This is a genomic window from Acinetobacter sp. 129952 (assembly GCF_056642055.1).
In genome coordinates this window covers 15,032-33,188 of sequence record NZ_JBWVSU010000016.1, presented here as the reverse complement: position 1 = coordinate 33,188, position 18,157 = coordinate 15,032, and the positions used below count along the sequence as shown (strand labels likewise).

Below are 18,157 nucleotides of genomic sequence, written 5' to 3'. Positions count from 1 at the left end.
ATACAGCCTTATAGCAGAATCAGCCAAATAAATTACAAATCTGATAAACGACTTTTATTGCTATACACCACTTGTTGGCGGCTAATCAGCACACCGAAAATGGTGGCGAAACTGTACATGAAAATTGTATAAATGCCTGCTGGAATGGCCATCGTGACATTATTCAGAACCGAAATCGCAATAGTCAGGGCAATGGCAGTGTTATGAATGCCAATTTCAAAGGTACAGGCGCGTGCCATTTTCTCTGGAATGCCCATGAGTAAAGGAATGCAATAGCCAATAAACAGGCTGGAAAAACATAAAATCGCAGTTGCTGTACCAATACTGGCAAAGTATTCGACCAAATTCGAACGTTCTCTGAAAATGGCAAATATCAACAATATAGCTAAAAAACCGATAGAGAGTAAGCGCATGGGCCTGCTAACTGTAATCGATAGGTTTGGAAATTTGGCCCGAAGCAGCATACCTATAATCACGGGAATCAAGGTAATTAAAAAGACCTGCACAATCTTTTCAACTGGAAAAGTCACGTTTGAGTCATGACTCATAAAGTAGTGTAAAGACAGATTGATAATAAAGGGCAGAGTAAAAATAGAGATGATGGTATTAATGGCGGTTAGAGTAATATTTAGTGCTACATCACCTTTATATATGTAACTAAACAGGTTTGCGGTTGGACCACCAGGTGAGGCTGCTAGCAACATCAGACCTACAGCAAGCAAAGCGGGTAAATCCAAAATCAGACAAATAAAAAAAGCAATACTTGGTAACAGCACTAACTGCGCAAATAAAGTAATAAAAATGACTTTAGGATAGCGACTTAAGCGCAGGAAATCTTTGATGGTTAGTTCTAGCCCCAGCCCCATCATCATGATTGCCAATGTAATTGGCAAAAAAACGCTAAAAAACCCCGAATCCATGAATTTGCCTTTTTATTATACATTTATAGATATATTTCCAGTTTAGCCTAGATGAATAAATAAGCAATAAAAAACGGGCAAAATGCAGTCACTTTGCCCGTCAAAGCTTTTACTTGAAATCTAAACTATTTAGATATATATCGGCTACATACCTGGCTGGCCTTGCATTGGTGAATCAGGTTGTGCTGGCTGGTTCATCTGATGCTGCATTGGTTGATTTTGCATCGGCGGTTGCATAGGCTGACTTTGCATTTGTGGCTGCATTGGTTGGCTTTGCATCTGAGATTGTCCCTGAGGGCGTGGTGGCATAAAGCCTAATGCACATTTACCTTTGACTTCGGCACCATTGATGGTGGCAGTAGTCGCACCACTGTTGCCGCTACAGGTACTCATGAGTTCGGCTTCATCGCCTTTGATTGAAGCATTTTTGGATGAAGCGAAAAACTGCGGCTCACAGGTACCATTCCAGATAATGCCGCGATAGGCAAAACTGACTTGTGCACCTTGGGATTTGCCTTTACAAACCTGTTGGTACTTTTGTGCATTATAAATGGTTTCGACCTTATCATTCGCTGATGCAGCAAATGGCGCAAAACATAAACCACATAGAACGGTTGAGAGGAAAATATTCTTATTCATCTTTTATACCTTTGTTTGTAATGTAACCAACATATAGATTAAAAAATGCGCGAGATTAAACAATGCAAATCGAGTAAATTTCTCAGCTTATATGTTTAATTTATATAGTTCCTCTGCAAAGTTAAATTACAGTGCTTTATTGTTATGCGAGTTAAGTGCGATTTATCTCAGGATAAATTCAACTGAATTTGTCTACTTTAGAGTGAAATTTGCTATAATGCTCAGCTATTCTTTTTTATCTCTCAATTACCACTATGCATTATCCTAAAGTATACGATGTCATTGTTATCGGTGGCGGTCACGCCGGTACGGAAGCGGCTCTGGCTGCAGCGCGTATGGGTCGACAGACTTTACTCTTAACTCATAACATTGAGACTTTAGGGCAGATGAGTTGTAACCCGGCCATCGGTGGTATTGGTAAATCGCATTTGGTGCGTGAAATTGATGCCTTGGGCGGTGCGATGGCACTGGCTGCCGATAAAGGCGGTATTCAATTCCGTATTTTGAACTCGCGTAAAGGTGCTGCAGTACGTGCAACACGTGCGCAGGCGGACCGTGTACGTTATAAAGCGGCTATTCGCGAAACATTAGAAAACCAAGCAAACCTTGATATTTTTCAGCAAGCCGCAGATGACCTGATTGTTGAAGGCGATACTGTTAAAGGTGTGGTTACCCAAATGGGTATCCGTTTTGATGCGAAAACTGTGGTGCTGACAGCAGGTACATTCTTAGGTGGTGTCATCCACGTTGGTCTGGAGAAATCTAGCGGTGGTCGTGCTGGTGATCCGCCATCTATTTCACTTGCACATCGTTTGCGTGAATTAAACTTGCCAGTAGGTCGTTTAAAAACAGGTACACCACCACGTATTGACGCGCGTTCAGTGGATTTCTCTGTGATGACACCACAGCCGGGTGATTTCCCATCTCCGACCATGTCATTCATGGGGGATGTGTCTATGCATCCTGAGCAGGTAAATTGCTATATCACGCATACCAATGAACGCACGCATGAAATCATTCGTGGCGGTTTAGACCGTTCACCGATGTACACGGGTGTGATCGAAGGTGTTGGACCACGTTATTGCCCATCGATTGAAGATAAGATTCACCGTTTTGCCGATAAAGATTCTCACCAAGTCTTCTTGGAGCCCGAAGGCTTGGATACACATGAGCTTTATCCAAATGGTATTTCGACTTCTTTACCGTTCGACGTTCAGTTTGAACTGGTTCGCTCGATCCGTGGTATGGAAAATGCGCACATTCTTCGTCCGGGCTATGCCATTGAATACGATTACTTCAACCCACAAGCGTTGAAATTTACCCTTGAAACCAAAGCAATTAATAACTTGTATTTCGCCGGTCAAATCAACGGCACAACCGGTTATGAAGAAGCGGGTGCGCAGGGTTTGCTTGCAGGCTTGAACGCTGCACGCCGTGCTTGGGATCAGGAGCAATGGACGCCAAAACGTGATGAAGCATACATGGGTGTTCTGGTCGATGACCTGATCACATTAGGTACCAAAGAACCATACCGTATGTTCACCTCACGTGCCGAATACCGTTTGATGCTGCGTGAAGATAACGCAGATCAGCGTTTAACAGCCATTGGTCGTGAAATGGGTCTGGTGGATGACGCGCGTTGGGCAGTGTACTGTGAGAAAATGGAAGCAGTGGAAAAAGAAACAGGCCGTTTGCAACACTTGTGGGCCGCGCCAAATAACCCAATGGGCAAGAAATTCGTTGAGATGACCGGTGCAGACCTGTCTAAAGAATGTTCGGCGATTGATTTGTTGAAACGTCCAAACATTTCATTTGCTCAAATTGCAGAGTTAACCAATTCTGAAGTATCACCATTTGTCGGTGAGCAAATTGAAATTGCAGTGAAATATGCGGGTTATATTAATCGTCAGCATGAAGACGTCGCACAAATGAAACGTCTTGAAGAAACCCGTATTCCTGCGGATTTCGATTATGACATCGTGTCAGGTCTGTCCCGTGAAATTACCCTGAAACTGAAAGATGTTCGTCCTGAAACATTGGCGCAAGCCAGTCGTATTCCGGGTGTAACCCCTGCAGCAGTTCAACTGGTGATGATTACAATTCGTAAGAATGCACAAGCAAAGAAATCTGCTTAAGATTTTGCGCTAAAAAAGCCCGCATTAAGCGGGCTTTTTATCGGCTTGTAGTTTTGTATAAGTTTTGACTATCGTTGAATTAAAAATAACTACTATTAAATTAAGTTATTGATAAATATATATAATGAATATTATTAAGATGTATTAAGTCTAGAAATACAATCTTTTAGGTCTAATTTAGATGATATTTACACATGCTGATGTGCTTAAACCCGACTATTGTCGTGCTATTTCTCTATCAAGATTAGGTTAAGAATAATGCAACGGATCGTCAGACTATCAAACGGTTTGTGAATTATTGATGGAGATCAGTCATGGCACAGCCATACAGCGGAAAAGCCCAAAAAATATTAACGATATTCTTATGTTTCTGGGTCGCATTTTTTGAAGGTTTTGACCTTCAAGCTCCCGGGATTGCGGCGAAAGGAATTGCAGCAAGCTTTGGTTTAGATCAAATCCAAATGGGCTATGTATTTAGTCTGGGTGTCTTTGGAATGCTGTTTGGCGCATTCTTTGGCGGACGTATTGCAGATTATCTAGGACAAAAGAAAGTCCTAATGCTTTCTGTGACTATTTTTGGTCTGTTCATGTCGTTGACTGCAATTGCGCCAAGCATCGAAGTTTTATATGCAGCGCGTTTCTTTACTGGTTTGGGTTTAGGTGCGGCAATGCCAACCATGATTTCAGTCGTCGGTGATGAAGCAACGGAAGCCAACCGTGGCAAGCTAAATAGTCTTATGTATTGTGGTTTGCCGGTAGGGGGCGATCTTTGTTGCCGGTCTGGCCATGTTGCTTCCGGAGATTCAATGGCAAACCTTGTTCCTGATTGGGGGGTTAACGCCTTTAGCACTGATTCCATTGATGGCATTTATTCTTAAAGATAAGCCTAAAGTGAATGCGGAAGTACCGGTTTCTGGCGAAGCTGTGCCGGGAATGGCTGAGGTGTTGTTCAAGCAGCGACAGTATAAAAATACAGTGCCTCTTTGGGTTGGCTTCTTTTTTACCTTGATGATCAATTATATTTTGATTAGCTGGTTGCCAAATTTACTTATGGAACAAGGTTTGCAGAAACAGCAGGCATTTTTGGTGATGTTGGTGTTCCAGGTGGGCGCTGTCATTGGAACCCTAAGCCTGAGTTATTTACTGGACCGTTTAAAGCTCTGGCAAATGGCGACCATCATTTATAGTGGCTTGTTTGTTGCCTTGGTATTGCTATTCACCACAACTTCTATTCCGTTATTAATTTTGGCGGGAGTCATGGGGGGTATTTTCTCTACAGGTGGCCAATCTATTCTGTATGGGATCTCACCAATTTTTTATTCAGGCGCAGGTAAATTCACCGGTGTGGGTAGTGCGATCTCTCTAGGACGTTTAGGGGCGATGACTGGACCATTATTAACTGGAAAAATTCTGGCATTGGGTTTGGGCACCACGGGTATTCTTGTGGCAAGTTTGCCAGCAGTGGTCGTATCGGCAGTAGCCGTCACCGCACTATCACGTTATAAGGCTGCTCATAAGTAATTAATCATTGAGATCTATCAATACAAAAAGGGAATCTGAAGATTCCTTTTTTTATCGTCGAGACTTTTAATTGAATAAAGTCAGTCCATAAAATTTGCTAAAATATACGGATAGTAAACAGATTGATTTTTATATGGCTTATCAACTTATTCCACTCTCGATTCAGGCCACTGATAATATTGCCTGTCCACATTGTCAGCACAACGTGATTGATTGGGCAGAAGAGCAGTATGTGCAACCTTGTGAACATACCCTGTTTATTGCCATGGATATTGGCTTTGAATATATGACGGATGAATTCGAGCACAGCATGCCGCGTTCTGTAGATGATCTGCATGCCAATGATGATCAGGTGAATATGCTGGATGAAATCACCCAAGCGACTTATTCAAATTATCTGATCTATAAGTCTGATCTGGGCATAGATGGGTATTTCCGCTATGTGGGTTTTACTGCATAGATCATCATCAATAAAAAAGCGCCAATCGGCGCTTTTTTATATGGAAAGATTAACTTTCTATTTCTTCTTCGATTTCATCATCCGTAGTATCCATGCCCAATTCTTTAAGCTTGCGCGTTAAAGTATTGCGACCCCAACCTAGAAGCTCTGCGGCATGACGTTTACGGCCACGGGTTTGTTGCAAGGCTGCATTAATCAAGGTGCGTTCAAACATCGGAGTGGCAACATCCAGAAGTTTCATTTCACCATTTTTGAGTTTCTGCATCGCCCATTGACCCAGTAATTCATCCCAGTGATGCGGTGCGATCTGGTTCAGCGTTGGAATTGGCGCGCCTGGATCCTGCTGATGAATTGGAATCTGTTTCAGCTCAGGTGGCAAGTCTTCCGGATAGACTTCACGACCTGTGATCATGACAGTCAGCCAGCGACAGGTGTTCTCAAGTTGACGCACGTTACCTTGCCATGGCAATTTTTGCATATATTCCTGAGTTTCAGGACGCAGAATCTTTGGATTGACCCCAAGTTCCTTTCCGGCACGCGCCAGAAAATGCTGCGCCAGCATCGGAATATCTTCACTGCGATGTGCCAGTTTTGGAATATGAATACGAATTACATTCAGTCGATGATACAAGTCTTCACGGAAACGACCATCATGAACCAGTTTTTCCAGATCCTGATGTGTCGCTGCCACGATACGCACATCGACCTTAACGGGAATATGACCGCCAACACGGTAAAATTCACCATCAGCTAGGACACGCAATAAACGGGTCTGGGTCTCAAATGGCATATCGCCAATTTCATCTAAAAACAGCGTACCGCCATTTGCCTGTTCAAAACGACCTTGGCGCTGGGTATTAGCACCGGTAAATGCACCTTTCTCATGGCCGAAAAGTTCAGTTTCGATCAGGTCTTTTGGAATCGCCGCCATATTGAGGGCAATAAAAGGTTTTGAGCTGCGTGGTGAATGACGATGCAGGGCATGCGCTACCAGTTCTTTACCTGTACCAGACTCACCATTAATCAACACGGTAATATGCGATTGTGATAAACGGCCAATGGCACGAAACACTTCCTGCATGGCAGGCGATTCACCAATAATTTCGGTAGATTGAATTGGTGGAGCCGCTTTTGCTGATTCTTGTTGCTGTAGCTTGGTGATATGTAAAATTGCACGATTTACCAGCGCCAGTGCTTCATCAATATCAAAAGGCTTAGGCAGATATTCAAAAGCACCAGTTTGATAGCTAGAAACAGCCGATTCTAAGTCTGAATGCGCCGTCATAATAATGACAGGTAGGTCAGGATAACTGTGTTTAACCTTGCCCAGGAAGGTAAGTCCATCAATACCCGGCATGCGGATATCGGTCAAAATCACATCGGGTGCTTCCAGACTCAGTTGGTCTAGTGCAGATTGTGCTTCTTCAAAACTGGTCACATCCAGACCTTCCTCTTTAAAGGTCTTTTCCAGTACCCAGCGCATGGCGCGATCGTCATCAATCACCCATATTTTATTTCGCGACATGATTCGACTCCCAAGGTAAATATAAGCTAAAGACGGTTTTTCCAGCCACGGACTGACACTCGATCATGCCGTTGTGCTGATGAATAATATTTTGAGCAATACTGAGGCCCAGTCCGGTACCTTTTGCGCGACTGGTGACCAGCGGATAAAACACCGATTCGATAATCTCTTCCGGCACACCTGGACCGTTGTCTTCAATATCAATCCTTACTACAGAGCGGTGAATCACCCCGTTAATGGTAAAGAGACGCTGAATCCGGGTTCTTAAAATCAGTTCCGGTTGATGTTCGACAAAGAACTCCTTGTTCTCGGTCATGGCCTGTACGGCATTGGCGCAAATATTCAAAATGACCTGAATCAATTGGTCGCGGTCTGCCAGAACTTCCGGTAAGGACAGGTCGTAATCCCGGGTAATCTTGATTTTCTTTTTGGTCTGATTGGCAATCAGTGAACGCACCCGTTCCAGAGGTTCATGCACATTGACCAGTTCATAGCTCGGAAGCTGGCGTGAACCGAGCATGGTATCGGCCAGATTTCTGAGTCGATCCACTTCGCTAATAATAATGTCGGTAAATTCTTTGTATTGTGGATCATTCAAACTGCGTGCCAGGAGTTGAGTCGCCCCGCGAATGCCACCCAAGGGATTCTTGATTTCATGCGCAACACCGCGAATCAGCTGACGCGCTACCTGATGCTGTTGCAGCAGATTTTCTTCACGAGAGATTTTTAACATGCGATCGCGAGGATTGAGTTCGATGAGCAGTAGCGGATGATAAGGTTTGCCCAGATTTAGCTGAGAAACAGTGTAGTCAACATGAATGTCTTTAAAGTTGACCAGAATAGTGGCTTCGCGGCGTGTATAAGGCTGTCCCGTAGTTAAAGTATTATTCAGGGCTTCTTCGGTATTAAACTCATCTGTCGGGTTTTGCAAAATATTGAGCACGGATGTGCCGCTCGCGCGGAATAAGCTCACATCAAATAAGGCTTCACAGGCAGAATTCAGATAATAAATATTAAGATCGCGGTCTATCAATAAGATACACGTGGTCATATTGTCCACTAAAGCACGATAGTCGATCGGAATAATTTGATCCATTCGCGGGTTTGTTCCTGTATTAAAATGGCGCAATGGCATCTTCATAAAGCAATTTAATCAATTTTAAGTTCTGATTTGATGCAAGATGCACGCCAACTTTTATGACGAGAGATTATTTATTGCGATGAAATGCAGAAATGTGACAGAGCAACACAATTCATCTTAGATATAGCGGATTAAATTGAGGCTGTAAATCTAAAATGATTCATTTTGGTGCATGAGTGGGTATGTTGAATATTTTATGGCAATATTTTAGTGCATGATGCAAAGAGTCAGGTTTTCAACTATTTTTATGATGCGAAAAGACATACAATACGCGCATTCTAGTAGAGCGAAAATTCATGAAGTCCCCCAAAGTCGGTTTTGTATCTTTAGGTTGTCCTAAGGCATTGGTAGATTCTGAACGTATTTTAACCCAGTTAAAGACTGAAGGTTATGACGTCGCTTCGGATTATGACGGTGCTGATTTAGTTGTAGTAAATACCTGTGGTTTCATTGAATCCGCAGTGCAAGAATCGCTAGATGCGATTGGTGAGGCGATGAGCGCGAATGGTCGCGTGATCGTAACAGGTTGTCTAGGTAAAGACGAAGACAAGATTCGTCAAATGCATCCCAATGTCCTGAAAGTGACAGGTGCAGCGGCATATAAAGAAGTTATGGATGCGGTTCATCAATACGTGCCTGAGCCGCCAAAACACAATCCATTTATTGATCTGGTTCCAGAACAAGGCATCCGCCTGACGCCAAAACACTATGCTTATCTGAAAATATCCGAAGGCTGCAACCATCGTTGTACTTTCTGTATTATTCCAAGCATGCGTGGCGATCTGGTTTCACGTCCAGTCGGTTCTGTGCTTAATGAAGCTGCAGCGCTGAAACGTGCCGGTGTAAAAGAAGTACTCGTCATCTCCCAGGATACTTCTGCTTATGGCCTGGACACGAAATACAAGCTGGATTTCTGGAATGGCCAGCCGGTTAAAACCAAATTCTATGACATGTGTGAAGCATTAGGTCAGTTGGGAATCTGGGTGCGTTTGCACTATGTTTACCCGTATCCGCATGTAGATGCAGTAATTGACCTGATGGCACAAGGCAAAATCCTGCCTTACCTGGATATTCCATTCCAGCATGCAAGTCCAAAAATTCTCAAACTGATGAAACGACCTGCGCACAGTGAAAACACACTGGAGCGTTTGAAAATCTGGCGCGAGAAATGTCCTGATCTGGTACTCCGTTCAACATTTGTGGTGGGCTTCCCGGGTGAAACCGAAGAAGACTTCCAGATGTTGCTGGACTGGTTGAAAGAAGCCCAGCTGGATCGTGTGGGATGTTTCACCTATTCGCCAGTTGAAGGTGCGACAGCAAATGATTTGCCAGATCACGTTCCTGAAGAAATTAAACAAGAGCGTTATGAGCGTTTCATGCAGGTTCAGCAAGAAATCTCGGCAGCCAAACTCCAAAAACGTATCGGTCAGACCATGACTGTGCTGGTAGATGACCTGGAAGACGAATTCCCGGTAGCGGTTGCGCGTTCTTATGCAGATGCACCTGAAATTGATGGCAATGTTTTTGTTGAAGATATCGATAAAAGCGTCATTAAGGCAGGGGATTTACTTGAAGTCGAGATTACCGATGCAGATGAATACGATCTGTACGCAAAACTCATTTCAATCAAGTCTGCTTAAGATTTTGAATTAAAAAAAATTAAATTGAATACTTTGGAGTTTGATGATGTTGGATTCTAAAAAGCCACGCTTTGGTCGCATCCTGTTAAAGCTTTCTGGTGAAGCGCTGGCAGGCAATAAAGACATGGGGATCGATGCACAAGTGCTCGATCAGATGTCACTTTCTATTGCGCACCTCGTGGGTTTAGGCGTACAAGTAGGTATTGTTGTGGGTGGTGGTAACCTGTATCGCGGTAGCCAGCTACAAAAAGATGGTCTAGTTGGTCGTGTAACTGGCGACCAGATGGGTATGCTAGCAACAGTCATGAACGGTTTGGCACTTCGCGACGCTTTGGTGCGCCGTAATATTAAAACCCGTTTAATGTCTGCATTGCCAATTGGTGCCGTGGTTGAGTCTTACTCAAGCCGTGATGCAATCCGTCACCTGACTCAGGGTGAAGTGTGTGTATTCGTGGCAGGTACAGGTAATCCGTTCTTTACGACAGATACAGCTGCCTGTTTACGTGGTATTGAAATCGAATCAGACTTGATCTTGAAAGCGACCAAAGTTGATGGCGTATATAATAAAGATCCAAGCAAATATGATGATGCGGTTAAATATGACACATTGACTTTTGACCAAGTTCTGGACGAAAAGCTGGGTGTGATGGACTTAACTGCAATCTGTTTATGTCGTGATCACAATGTGCCGCTACAAGTATTCGATATGAATAAATCTGGCGCATTGCTTTCCGTTGTGATGGGTGAAAAAGAAGGGACTCACGTTACCAATTAATGACGTGAGCACCAAAGCACTTTATACTACACGCTAATTTAGTAATAACCTCTTTTCAAGAATTAAGTAAGGAAGATCATATGATTAACGATCTTAAAAAAGACAGCGAAGACCGTATGAACAAAACTCTAGAATCTCTAGAGCATGGTTTTGCAAAAGTTCGTACCGGTCGTGCGCATCCATCAATTTTAAATAACGTGATGGTTTCTTACTATGGTTCAGACGTTCCATTGAACCAGGTGGCAAACGTAGGTGTTGAAGATTCACGTACTTTGTTAATCCAGCCTTTCGAACGTTCAATGGTTTCTGCAATTGATAAAGCGATTCGTGAATCTGACTTGGGTCTGAACCCAATTACAGCAGATGCGATTCGTGTACCGATGGCTGCGTTGACTGAAGAAACGCGTCGTGACATGCAAAAAGTTGCGCGTAATGAAGCAGAAAATGCCAAAGTAGCGATCCGTAACATCCGTCGTGATGTATTGGGCGATATCAAAGCTTTGTTGAAAGAAAAAGAAATTTCTGAAGATGAAGAGCGTCGTGCTGCTGACGAAATCCAGAAAATTACTGACAAATTTGTTGCTGAAGTTGACAAGCGCTTGGCTGCGAAAGAAGCTGAATTGATGAAGGTCTAATTCATCGATGACCGTTGCTGAAGAAAATCCCCGTCTTCCGAAACATGTTGCCATCATCATGGATGGCAACAATCGTTTTGCCAAAAAAAATCAGATGCAGAAAGGTGATGGACACCGTGAAGGAAAAACGGTTCTGGATCCGATTGTTGAACACTGTAAAAAAAGAAATATCCAGGCTTTAACTGTATTTGCCTTTTCCAGTGAAAACTGGAATCGTCCACAGTTTGAAGTTGAATTGCTCATGAAATTGCTGGTTGATACCATTCATGAACAATTGCCCCGCATGGAAAAATTCAATATTGCCTTACGTTTTATCGGTGATCGTAGCCGTTTGTCCCCAGAATTACAGGGACTTATGTTGCATGCCGAAGAAAGGACTGCTAATTTCAATAGTATGACACTCACTATTGCAATCAGTTATGGTGGTATGTGGGATATGGCACAAGCTGCACAGCGAATTGCTAGCGATGTTTTAACAAATAAATTAGATCTTGATGCAATTAATACTGATGTATTTGGTCAATATGTCAGCCTCGGTGATTTACCTGCAGTTGATCTGCTGATTCGTACCGGTGGAGATTTCCGTCTGTCGAATTTCCTGTTATGGCAGGCAGCCTATGCAGAGCTTTATTTCACTGAGACGCTATGGCCAGAATTTACCGTTGAAGAACTTGATGATGCACTTGCCGTATTTGGTGGGCGTGAACGTCGTTTTGGTAAAACATCAGAACAGATTCATCAGGAAAAACTTGAGAATTAATACATGTTTGAGCGGATTATAACCGCATTGGTGTTGGTAGCAGTTGTACTGAGCTGTATGTTTGCTACTGAATCACATTATCCAATGTTTGTATTGATGGTTCTTGCTGCTGGGGTGGCCGGTTATGAGTGGTTTAAACTCATGCCGCGAAAATTTAAATATGTCATCAAACCTGTTGCTTGGGGATATGGAGTGCTCACTGCAGCACTTTCAGCTTTGGCATTGTATTTTGCCGAAGTTGCCTTATTGTTATGGGTAGCTTCTATAATTACTTGGTTGCTCAGCATTTACTGGGTTAAAACCTATCCTGAATATGATGGCTGGTACAACGCCAGCCTGCACGGAATCGGCGTAGTTCTGATCTCTGCTGCGGTTACTGCAATTTTCTCTGTCTGGCAAAGTTCACCGTGGTGGCTGATGTACCTGTTTTTACTGGTATGGGGCGCAGATAGCGGTGCGTATTTTGTGGGTCGTAAATTCGGCAAGAAAAAGTTGGCGCCGAATGTTAGTCCCAACAAATCGGTAGAAGGGTTGTATGGCGGTATCGTTACCTCAATGCTGATTGTAACGGCAGTCGCCTTGCTTTATCTGGATATGACCTGGCCAGAACTAATTTTATTCCTGATTTTATCTGTCGTTACAGTATTTAGTTCGGTACTGGGTGACCTGTTTGAATCCATGATCAAACGTCGTGCCGGTATTAAGGATTCAGGTCGCATTTTGCCAGGACATGGCGGAGTACTGGATCGTATCGATTCTTTGCTTGCTGCAGCTCCAATCTTTGCAGCAGGTATGGCTGTTTTAAAACTTATTGGTGTAGATTTATAAATGTCACAAGCAGTTTGTATACTGGGTGCTACAGGTTCCATTGGTCAAAGTACTTTAAAAATCTTGCAGCGACATCCTGAAGCATACTCGGTTTTTGCTGTGACCGCGCAAAGTCGTATCGAGGAGCTGGTCGAAATTTGCCAGCAATACCGTCCTAAAGTGGCGGTGGTGCCGGCTGAAAAAGTAGATGAACTCTCAAAACGACTCCAGCAACATCATTTGGCTAATATTGAAATTCTGCAAGATGAAGCTGGTTTAATTGCTGTGGCTGAACACGCTGATGTTGATATTGTGATGGCAGCAATCGTTGGTGCTGCAGGATTATTGCCGACATTGGCTGCTGTGAAAGCGGGTAAACGCGTACTGTTGGCCAATAAAGAAGCTTTGGTGATGTCGGGTGACATCATGATGCAGGCAGCGCGCGATCATGGGGCATTACTGCTTCCCGTTGACTCTGAACATAACGCGATTTTCCAATGTCTGCCACAGCATTATTTTGAGGCAGAGCGTCATGGCAAGCCCAAACTGGGTGTATCCCAGATTCTGCTGACCGCGTCGGGTGGGCCGTTTCTGAACCATAGCATGCAGCAACTTGAAGAGGTCACACCTGCCCAAGCTTGCAAGCATCCTAACTGGTCCATGGGTCAAAAAATTTCAGTCGATTCTGCTACCTTGATGAATAAAGGTTTAGAATTGATCGAAGCCTGCCATTTGTTTGCAGTTCAAGAACAATTTGTTACAGTTGTTGTGCATCCACAGAGTATTATTCACTCCATGGTTCAATACGTTGATGGTTCGACTTTGGCACAAATGGGTAATCCAGATATGGGCACGCCTATTGCACATGCTTTGGCATGGCCTGAGCGTATTAGTACGCATGTGGCGCCACTGGATCTGTTTATGCATTCACAACTTAATTTTCAAGAACCGGATATGCTCCGTTTCCCTGCATTAAAACTGGCCCGTCAGGCCATGCAGAGTGGCGGAATTGCACCTACGATTTTAAATGCGGCCAATGAAATTGCAGTTGCTGCATTTTTAAATCAACAGATCAGATTTACCCAAATTCCTCAGGTAGTTGAGCACGTCCTGAATCAGATGGACAATCAACCTGCACATGATCTGGAAGCTATCTTGCAAGCAGATCAAATGGCACGAGGTTTATCACAGCAATATGTTGTGAATAAAGGAAGTTAAGATATGAATGCCTTGTTTATGATTGCCGCTGCAATTCTGTTACTCGGTCCCTTAATTGCGATTCACGAGTTCGGTCACTATATTGTGGCGCGTAAACTGGGCGTTAAAGTATTGGTTTATTCGATTGGATTTGGGCCAACATTATTAAAATGGACCTCGAAAAAATCCGGAATTCAGTATCAATTGTCTGCCTTGCCTTTGGGTGGCTATGTCAAGATGCTGGATGAACGTGAAGGTAATGTCGCTGAAGAAGACTTACCCAAAGCTTTTAATCGTCAGCATCCGTGGAAAAGAATCGCCATCGTAGCGGCAGGACCGTTAATCAACCTGATTTTTGCAGTTCTTCTATTCTGGGTGTTATTTTTACCGGCACAAGAACAGCTCAATACCCGTGTGGGCAAAATTTTACCAAATACGCCTGCTGCAACCGTACAAATGCAGCCGGGCGACAAAATTGTAGCTGTGGATGGTACTCAGGTGGAAACCTGGGAAAAACTCAGTTATGCCTTGGTGGATCGTGTGGGTGAAACTGGCGTGGTTTCTATTCAGGCAGATCGCGCTGGTGAAAATAAACTGTTCCAGTTGCCGATTCAAAATTATTTAAAAGATCAAAGTCAATCGCCACTTGAAAGTCTGGGGTTCTTGCCTTATCGACCAGAAATTCCGGCTGTGATCAGCAAGCTGAGTGAAGATGGTGCAGCCATCCGTCAAGGTTTGAAAGAAGGCGACAAGATTCTGGCTATTGACGGCGTTCAGATGAAAGACTGGTTTGATGTCGTACAGGTGGTGCAGGCATCTCCAGAAAAATTGCTCAAAATGGATGTACTACGCGCAAATCAGGTGGTTCAGCTTGAAGTCATGCCGCAAGGAAAACGTGACAATATGGGCAAGGTGACCGGTATGCTGGGCGTACAAAGCGATCCGGGTAAAAAGACCATTCCCGCAGAATATAAACAGACTATTCATTACTCGCCAGGCGAAGCACTGGTGATGGCATTTGATAAAACAGCACATTTATCTTCGATGATTCTGAACTCGATCGTCAAAATGGTACGTGGCCTGATTGGCCTGGATAATTTATCAGGTCCAATTACCATTGCCAAAGTGGCAGGACAAAGTGCAGAAATGGGCTGGGAAACTTTTATTTCCTTTATGGCGCTAATGAGTGTAAGTTTAGGAATATTAAATCTACTGCCTATTCCAATGCTTGATGGCGGACATCTGTTTTACTATTTTGTTGAATTAATTCGTGGTAAACCTGTTTCCGAACAAATACAATTGGTTGGGTTAAAAATTGGTATGGTACTGCTCGGCAGTATGATGCTTCTGGCATTATTTAATGATTTTATGCGTTTATAACAACGTAAATGGAATAAATTAACAGCGGAAAAGACTGGCATGCAGCACACACATTTATTTATGCCTCTGGCACTCGTTAGTGCAATGGCAGTAGCACAACAAGTATATGCAGCAGATGAATTCATTGTACAAGATATAAAATTTGATGGATTAGTACGTTTAACTCCTGACAATGTGTATGGCCTAGTGCCAATTAACAGTGGTGATCGGGTCAATGATCCAATCATTGCCAATGCAATTCGTAGCATGTATGCATCAGGCCTGTTTGATGACATTAAAGCCGTGCAGCAAAGCAATACTTTGGTTTTTCAAGTTGTTGAACGCCCGGTTATTTCGAAAATCGAATTGAAAGGCAATAAGCTGATTCCTAAGGAAGCACTTGAGGAAGGCCTGAAAAAAATGGGTCTGGCTGAAGGTGAAGTTCTGAAAAAATCAGCGCTGCAAACCATTGAAACTGAACTTGAACAGCAATACATGCAGCAAGGTCGTTATGATGCTGATATTACGGTCACCACGACGCCTCGACCAAATAACCGTGTTGAATTGCTGATTGATTTTATTGAAGGTAAAGCGGCCAAAGTTTTTGATATCAATATTATCGGGAATACCGTATTTAAAGAATCTGATATCAAGCAGGCCTTTGCAGTAAAAGAAAGTGGCTGGAGTTCGGTTATTTCGCGTAATGACCGTTATGCACGTGAAAAGATGGCAGCAAGCCTAGAAGCTTTGCGTGCCATGTATCTGAATCGCGGTTATATCAATTTTAATATTACCAATTCCAGCCTGAACTTGAGTGAAGATAAAAAGAATGTTTTCATCGAAGTTTCAGTGGATGAAGGCGAGCAATTTAAATTTGGTCAAACCAAATATTTAGGTGATGCACTTTATAAGACTGAGGAATTGCAGGCTTTACAAATCTTCAAAGAAGGCGAAACTTATTCGCAGGAAAAAGTTAACGCGGTTAAGCAATTATTACAGCGTAAGTATGGTAATGCAGGTTATTACTATGCAGAAGTCAACATCGTTCCTCAAATTAACAACGAAACCGAACTGGTTGATCTAAATTACTATATTAATCCAGGCCAGCAAGTCACGGTGCGACGTATTAATTTCACTGGTAATACGAAAACTGCAGATGAAGTACTACGTCGTGAAATGCGCCAAATGGAAGGTGCACTTGCAAGCAATGAAAAGATTGACCTGTCTAAGGTCCGTCTGGAGCGTACCGGTTTCTTTAAAACTGTCGATATCAAACCTGCACGTATTCCGGGTGCACCAGATCAGGTGGACTTGAATGTTGCCGTTGAAGAGCAGCATTCAGGGACCAGTACTCTTGCAGTTGGTTTCTCGCAAAGCGGTGGTGTAACTTTCCAGGCAGGTTTAAGTCAGACCAACTTCCTGGGTACAGGTAATAGTGTCTCAATCGATTTGTCGCGTTCTGAAACGCAAGATTATTATAACCTGAGCGTGATGGACCCGTACTTCACCATTGATGGTGTGCGTCGCGGCTATAACATGTATTACCGTAAAACCAAGCTGGATGATGACTATAACGTCAACAACTATGTAACGGACAGTTTTGGTGGTGGGATTAACTTTGGTTATCCAATTGATGAAAACCAGAGTGTCAGTCTTGGTCTGAATATTGATCAGACAGATGTTACGACTGGGCCTTATGTTTCTACTTATGTTGCGGATTATCTAGAACGCAATGGTGGTAAAGAGACACGAAGCGGTGAATATTGCCCGGCTCAAATTGAGACACTGACAGGTAATTGTGTTGATGAAAATGGTAATCCAGTTAATACAACCACCTATGGTCAAGAATTTAAAGGTGAGTTTTTTACCTATAACCTGAACTTAGGTTGGTCATATAATACTTTAAACCGCCCAATGTTCCCTACAAATGGTATGTCACATCGAATCAATGGTGAAATTGCATTGCCAGGGAGTGATGTCGAGTATCAAAAAGTCACTTATGATGCTCAGGCATTCTTCCCATTAGGCAAGGATTTTGTTCTGCGTGGTTATGGTAAGTTGGGTTATGGTAATGACCTGCCATTCTACAAGAATTTCTATGCTGGTGGTTTTGGCTCAGTTCGTGGTTATGAAAACAGTACATTGGGACCTAAATATCCGGGTGTATATTTCTCTGATATTAGCCAAACTGATCCGTCTCCTGAAGAGGTGGGTGGTAATGCACTGGTTCAATTTGGTACCGAACTAGTACTTCCGGTACCATTCAAAGGGGATTGGGCTCGTCAGGTTCGTCCAGTCATCTTTGCTGAAGGTGCGCAAGTGTTTGATACCCAGTGTGATGTATCAAATGAAAATATTTTCGTTAATGGCACTTCAGTAAATGGAAAGCAGTACTGTAAAGATAACTTCGGTTTCGATGCAGATAATATGCGCTATAGCGTGGGTGCAGGTTTCACCTGGATCACCATGATTGGGCCATTATCACTTAGCTATGCTTATCCGTTGAATAAAAAAGACGGTGATGATACTAAAAACATCCAGTTCGAAATTGGACGTACTTTCTAAAATCGTTTTGACCTAGAAACTAAATTTTGCTCATAAAGCCTTCAGGTTTTGTGAGCAAATTTTTTTGAATGAGTAAGA

Annotated in this window: 14 protein-coding genes and 1 pseudogene; 11 read left to right on the top strand and 4 right to left on the bottom strand. The window is 43.1% G+C overall.

All coding sequences use genetic code 11. The features are described from left to right. Positions 1-32 precede the first annotated feature (32 nt). Positions 33-920 (bottom strand): bile acid:sodium symporter family protein, encoded by an 888-nt coding sequence (locus AC1IR0_RS14070; RefSeq protein WP_409652998.1) that lies wholly within the window; start codon positions 918-920, stop codon positions 33-35. 144 nt (positions 921-1,064) lie between these two features. Continuing rightward, positions 1,065-1,559: a hypothetical protein gene (locus AC1IR0_RS14065; protein ID WP_409653000.1), complete on the bottom strand. Its 495-nt coding sequence runs from the start codon at positions 1,557-1,559 to the stop codon at positions 1,065-1,067. A gap of 254 nt (positions 1,560-1,813) precedes the next feature. On the opposite strand from AC1IR0_RS14065, the gene mnmG reads away from it, so the two are divergent. The 3 genes and pseudogenes from mnmG to AC1IR0_RS14050 all read left to right on the top strand — a co-directional run bounded on the left by mnmG (position 1,814) and on the right by AC1IR0_RS14050 (position 5,675). Then, positions 1,814-3,694: a tRNA uridine-5-carboxymethylaminomethyl(34) synthesis enzyme MnmG gene (gene mnmG, locus AC1IR0_RS14060; protein ID WP_004279892.1), complete on the top strand. Its 1,881-nt coding sequence runs from the start codon at positions 1,814-1,816 to the stop codon at positions 3,692-3,694. A 314-nt stretch (positions 3,695-4,008) separates the two neighbouring features. Then, a pseudogene (mhpT, locus tag AC1IR0_RS14055) lies at positions 4,009-5,215 on the top strand (3-(3-hydroxy-phenyl)propionate transporter MhpT). Positions 5,216-5,348: 133 nt separating this feature from the next. Next, a complete protein-coding gene (locus AC1IR0_RS14050; protein WP_004279890.1) occupies positions 5,349-5,675 on the top strand; it encodes a hypothetical protein in 327 nt (108 codons plus the stop codon). Between the two features lie 49 nt (positions 5,676-5,724). Here AC1IR0_RS14050 and glnG read toward each other — a convergent pair whose 3' ends face one another. Together glnG and glnL are read right to left on the bottom strand one after the other, a co-directional pair. Then, positions 5,725-7,200 (bottom strand): nitrogen regulation protein NR(I), encoded by a 1,476-nt coding sequence (gene glnG / locus AC1IR0_RS14045; protein ID WP_004279889.1) that lies wholly within the window; start codon positions 7,198-7,200, stop codon positions 5,725-5,727. After that, positions 7,187-8,296: a nitrogen regulation protein NR(II) gene (gene glnL / locus AC1IR0_RS14040; RefSeq protein ID WP_005107202.1), complete on the bottom strand. Its 1,110-nt coding sequence runs from the start codon at positions 8,294-8,296 to the stop codon at positions 7,187-7,189. The genes glnG and glnL overlap by 14 nt, the downstream gene beginning before the upstream one ends. A gap of 341 nt (positions 8,297-8,637) precedes the next feature. Here glnL and rimO point away from each other — a divergent pair, with 341 nt between their 5' ends. The 8 genes from rimO to bamA all read left to right on the top strand — a co-directional run bounded on the left by rimO (position 8,638) and on the right by bamA (position 18,079). Beyond that, on the top strand, positions 8,638-9,981 hold the full coding sequence (rimO, locus tag AC1IR0_RS14035; protein ID WP_409653003.1) for a 30S ribosomal protein S12 methylthiotransferase RimO: 1,344 nt from the start codon (positions 8,638-8,640) through the stop codon (positions 9,979-9,981). Positions 9,982-10,027: 46 nt separating this feature from the next. Next, a complete protein-coding gene (gene pyrH, locus AC1IR0_RS14030; RefSeq protein ID WP_004279886.1) occupies positions 10,028-10,756 on the top strand; it encodes a UMP kinase in 729 nt (242 codons plus the stop codon). An 80-nt stretch (positions 10,757-10,836) separates the two neighbouring features. After that, positions 10,837-11,391: a ribosome recycling factor gene (frr, locus tag AC1IR0_RS14025; protein WP_004279885.1), complete on the top strand. Its 555-nt coding sequence runs from the start codon at positions 10,837-10,839 to the stop codon at positions 11,389-11,391. Positions 11,392-11,398: 7 nt separating this feature from the next. Continuing rightward, the gene (uppS, locus tag AC1IR0_RS14020; RefSeq protein ID WP_004646714.1) at positions 11,399-12,151 is read left to right on the top strand and encodes a polyprenyl diphosphate synthase; all 753 of its coding nucleotides are present in this window, start codon (positions 11,399-11,401) and stop codon (positions 12,149-12,151) included. A 3-nt stretch (positions 12,152-12,154) separates the two neighbouring features. After that, positions 12,155-12,979, top strand: a complete 825-nt coding sequence (locus AC1IR0_RS14015) for a phosphatidate cytidylyltransferase (RefSeq protein WP_004646715.1) — start codon at positions 12,155-12,157, stop codon at positions 12,977-12,979. Next, entirely contained in the window at positions 12,980-14,176 is a 1,197-nt protein-coding gene (ispC, locus tag AC1IR0_RS14010; RefSeq protein ID WP_409653006.1) for a 1-deoxy-D-xylulose-5-phosphate reductoisomerase, read from the top strand. Between the two features lie 3 nt (positions 14,177-14,179). Then, a complete protein-coding gene (gene rseP, locus AC1IR0_RS14005; RefSeq protein ID WP_479741498.1) occupies positions 14,180-15,535 on the top strand; it encodes an RIP metalloprotease RseP in 1,356 nt (451 codons plus the stop codon). 39 nt (positions 15,536-15,574) lie between these two features. After that, entirely contained in the window at positions 15,575-18,079 is a 2,505-nt protein-coding gene (gene bamA / locus AC1IR0_RS14000) for an outer membrane protein assembly factor BamA (RefSeq protein WP_479741497.1), read from the top strand. Positions 18,080-18,157: the final 78 nt, after the last annotated feature.

What these genes read in the sequence shown, in the direction of transcription:
- AC1IR0_RS14070 (WP_409652998.1), bottom strand. Translation starts at nt 920, where the DNA reads ATGGATTCGGGGTTTTTTAGCGTTTTTTTGCCAATTACATTGGCAATC.
- AC1IR0_RS14065 (WP_409653000.1), bottom strand. Translation starts at nt 1,559, where the DNA reads ATGAATAAGAATATTTTCCTCTCAACCGTTCTATGTGGTTTATGTTTT.
- mnmG (WP_004279892.1), top strand. Translation starts at nt 1,814, where the DNA reads ATGCATTATCCTAAAGTATACGATGTCATTGTTATCGGTGGCGGTCAC.
- AC1IR0_RS14050 (WP_004279890.1), top strand. Translation starts at nt 5,349, where the DNA reads ATGGCTTATCAACTTATTCCACTCTCGATTCAGGCCACTGATAATATT.
- glnG (WP_004279889.1), bottom strand. Translation starts at nt 7,200, where the DNA reads ATGTCGCGAAATAAAATATGGGTGATTGATGACGATCGCGCCATGCGC.
- glnL (WP_005107202.1), bottom strand. Translation starts at nt 8,296, where the DNA reads ATGGATCAAATTATTCCGATCGACTATCGTGCTTTAGTGGACAATATG.
- rimO (WP_409653003.1), top strand. Translation starts at nt 8,638, where the DNA reads ATGAAGTCCCCCAAAGTCGGTTTTGTATCTTTAGGTTGTCCTAAGGCA.
- pyrH (WP_004279886.1), top strand. Translation starts at nt 10,028, where the DNA reads ATGTTGGATTCTAAAAAGCCACGCTTTGGTCGCATCCTGTTAAAGCTT.
- frr (WP_004279885.1), top strand. Translation starts at nt 10,837, where the DNA reads ATGATTAACGATCTTAAAAAAGACAGCGAAGACCGTATGAACAAAACT.
- uppS (WP_004646714.1), top strand. Translation starts at nt 11,399, where the DNA reads ATGACCGTTGCTGAAGAAAATCCCCGTCTTCCGAAACATGTTGCCATC.
- AC1IR0_RS14015 (WP_004646715.1), top strand. Translation starts at nt 12,155, where the DNA reads ATGTTTGAGCGGATTATAACCGCATTGGTGTTGGTAGCAGTTGTACTG.
- ispC (WP_409653006.1), top strand. Translation starts at nt 12,980, where the DNA reads ATGTCACAAGCAGTTTGTATACTGGGTGCTACAGGTTCCATTGGTCAA.
- rseP (WP_479741498.1), top strand. Translation starts at nt 14,180, where the DNA reads ATGAATGCCTTGTTTATGATTGCCGCTGCAATTCTGTTACTCGGTCCC.
- bamA (WP_479741497.1), top strand. Translation starts at nt 15,575, where the DNA reads ATGCAGCACACACATTTATTTATGCCTCTGGCACTCGTTAGTGCAATG.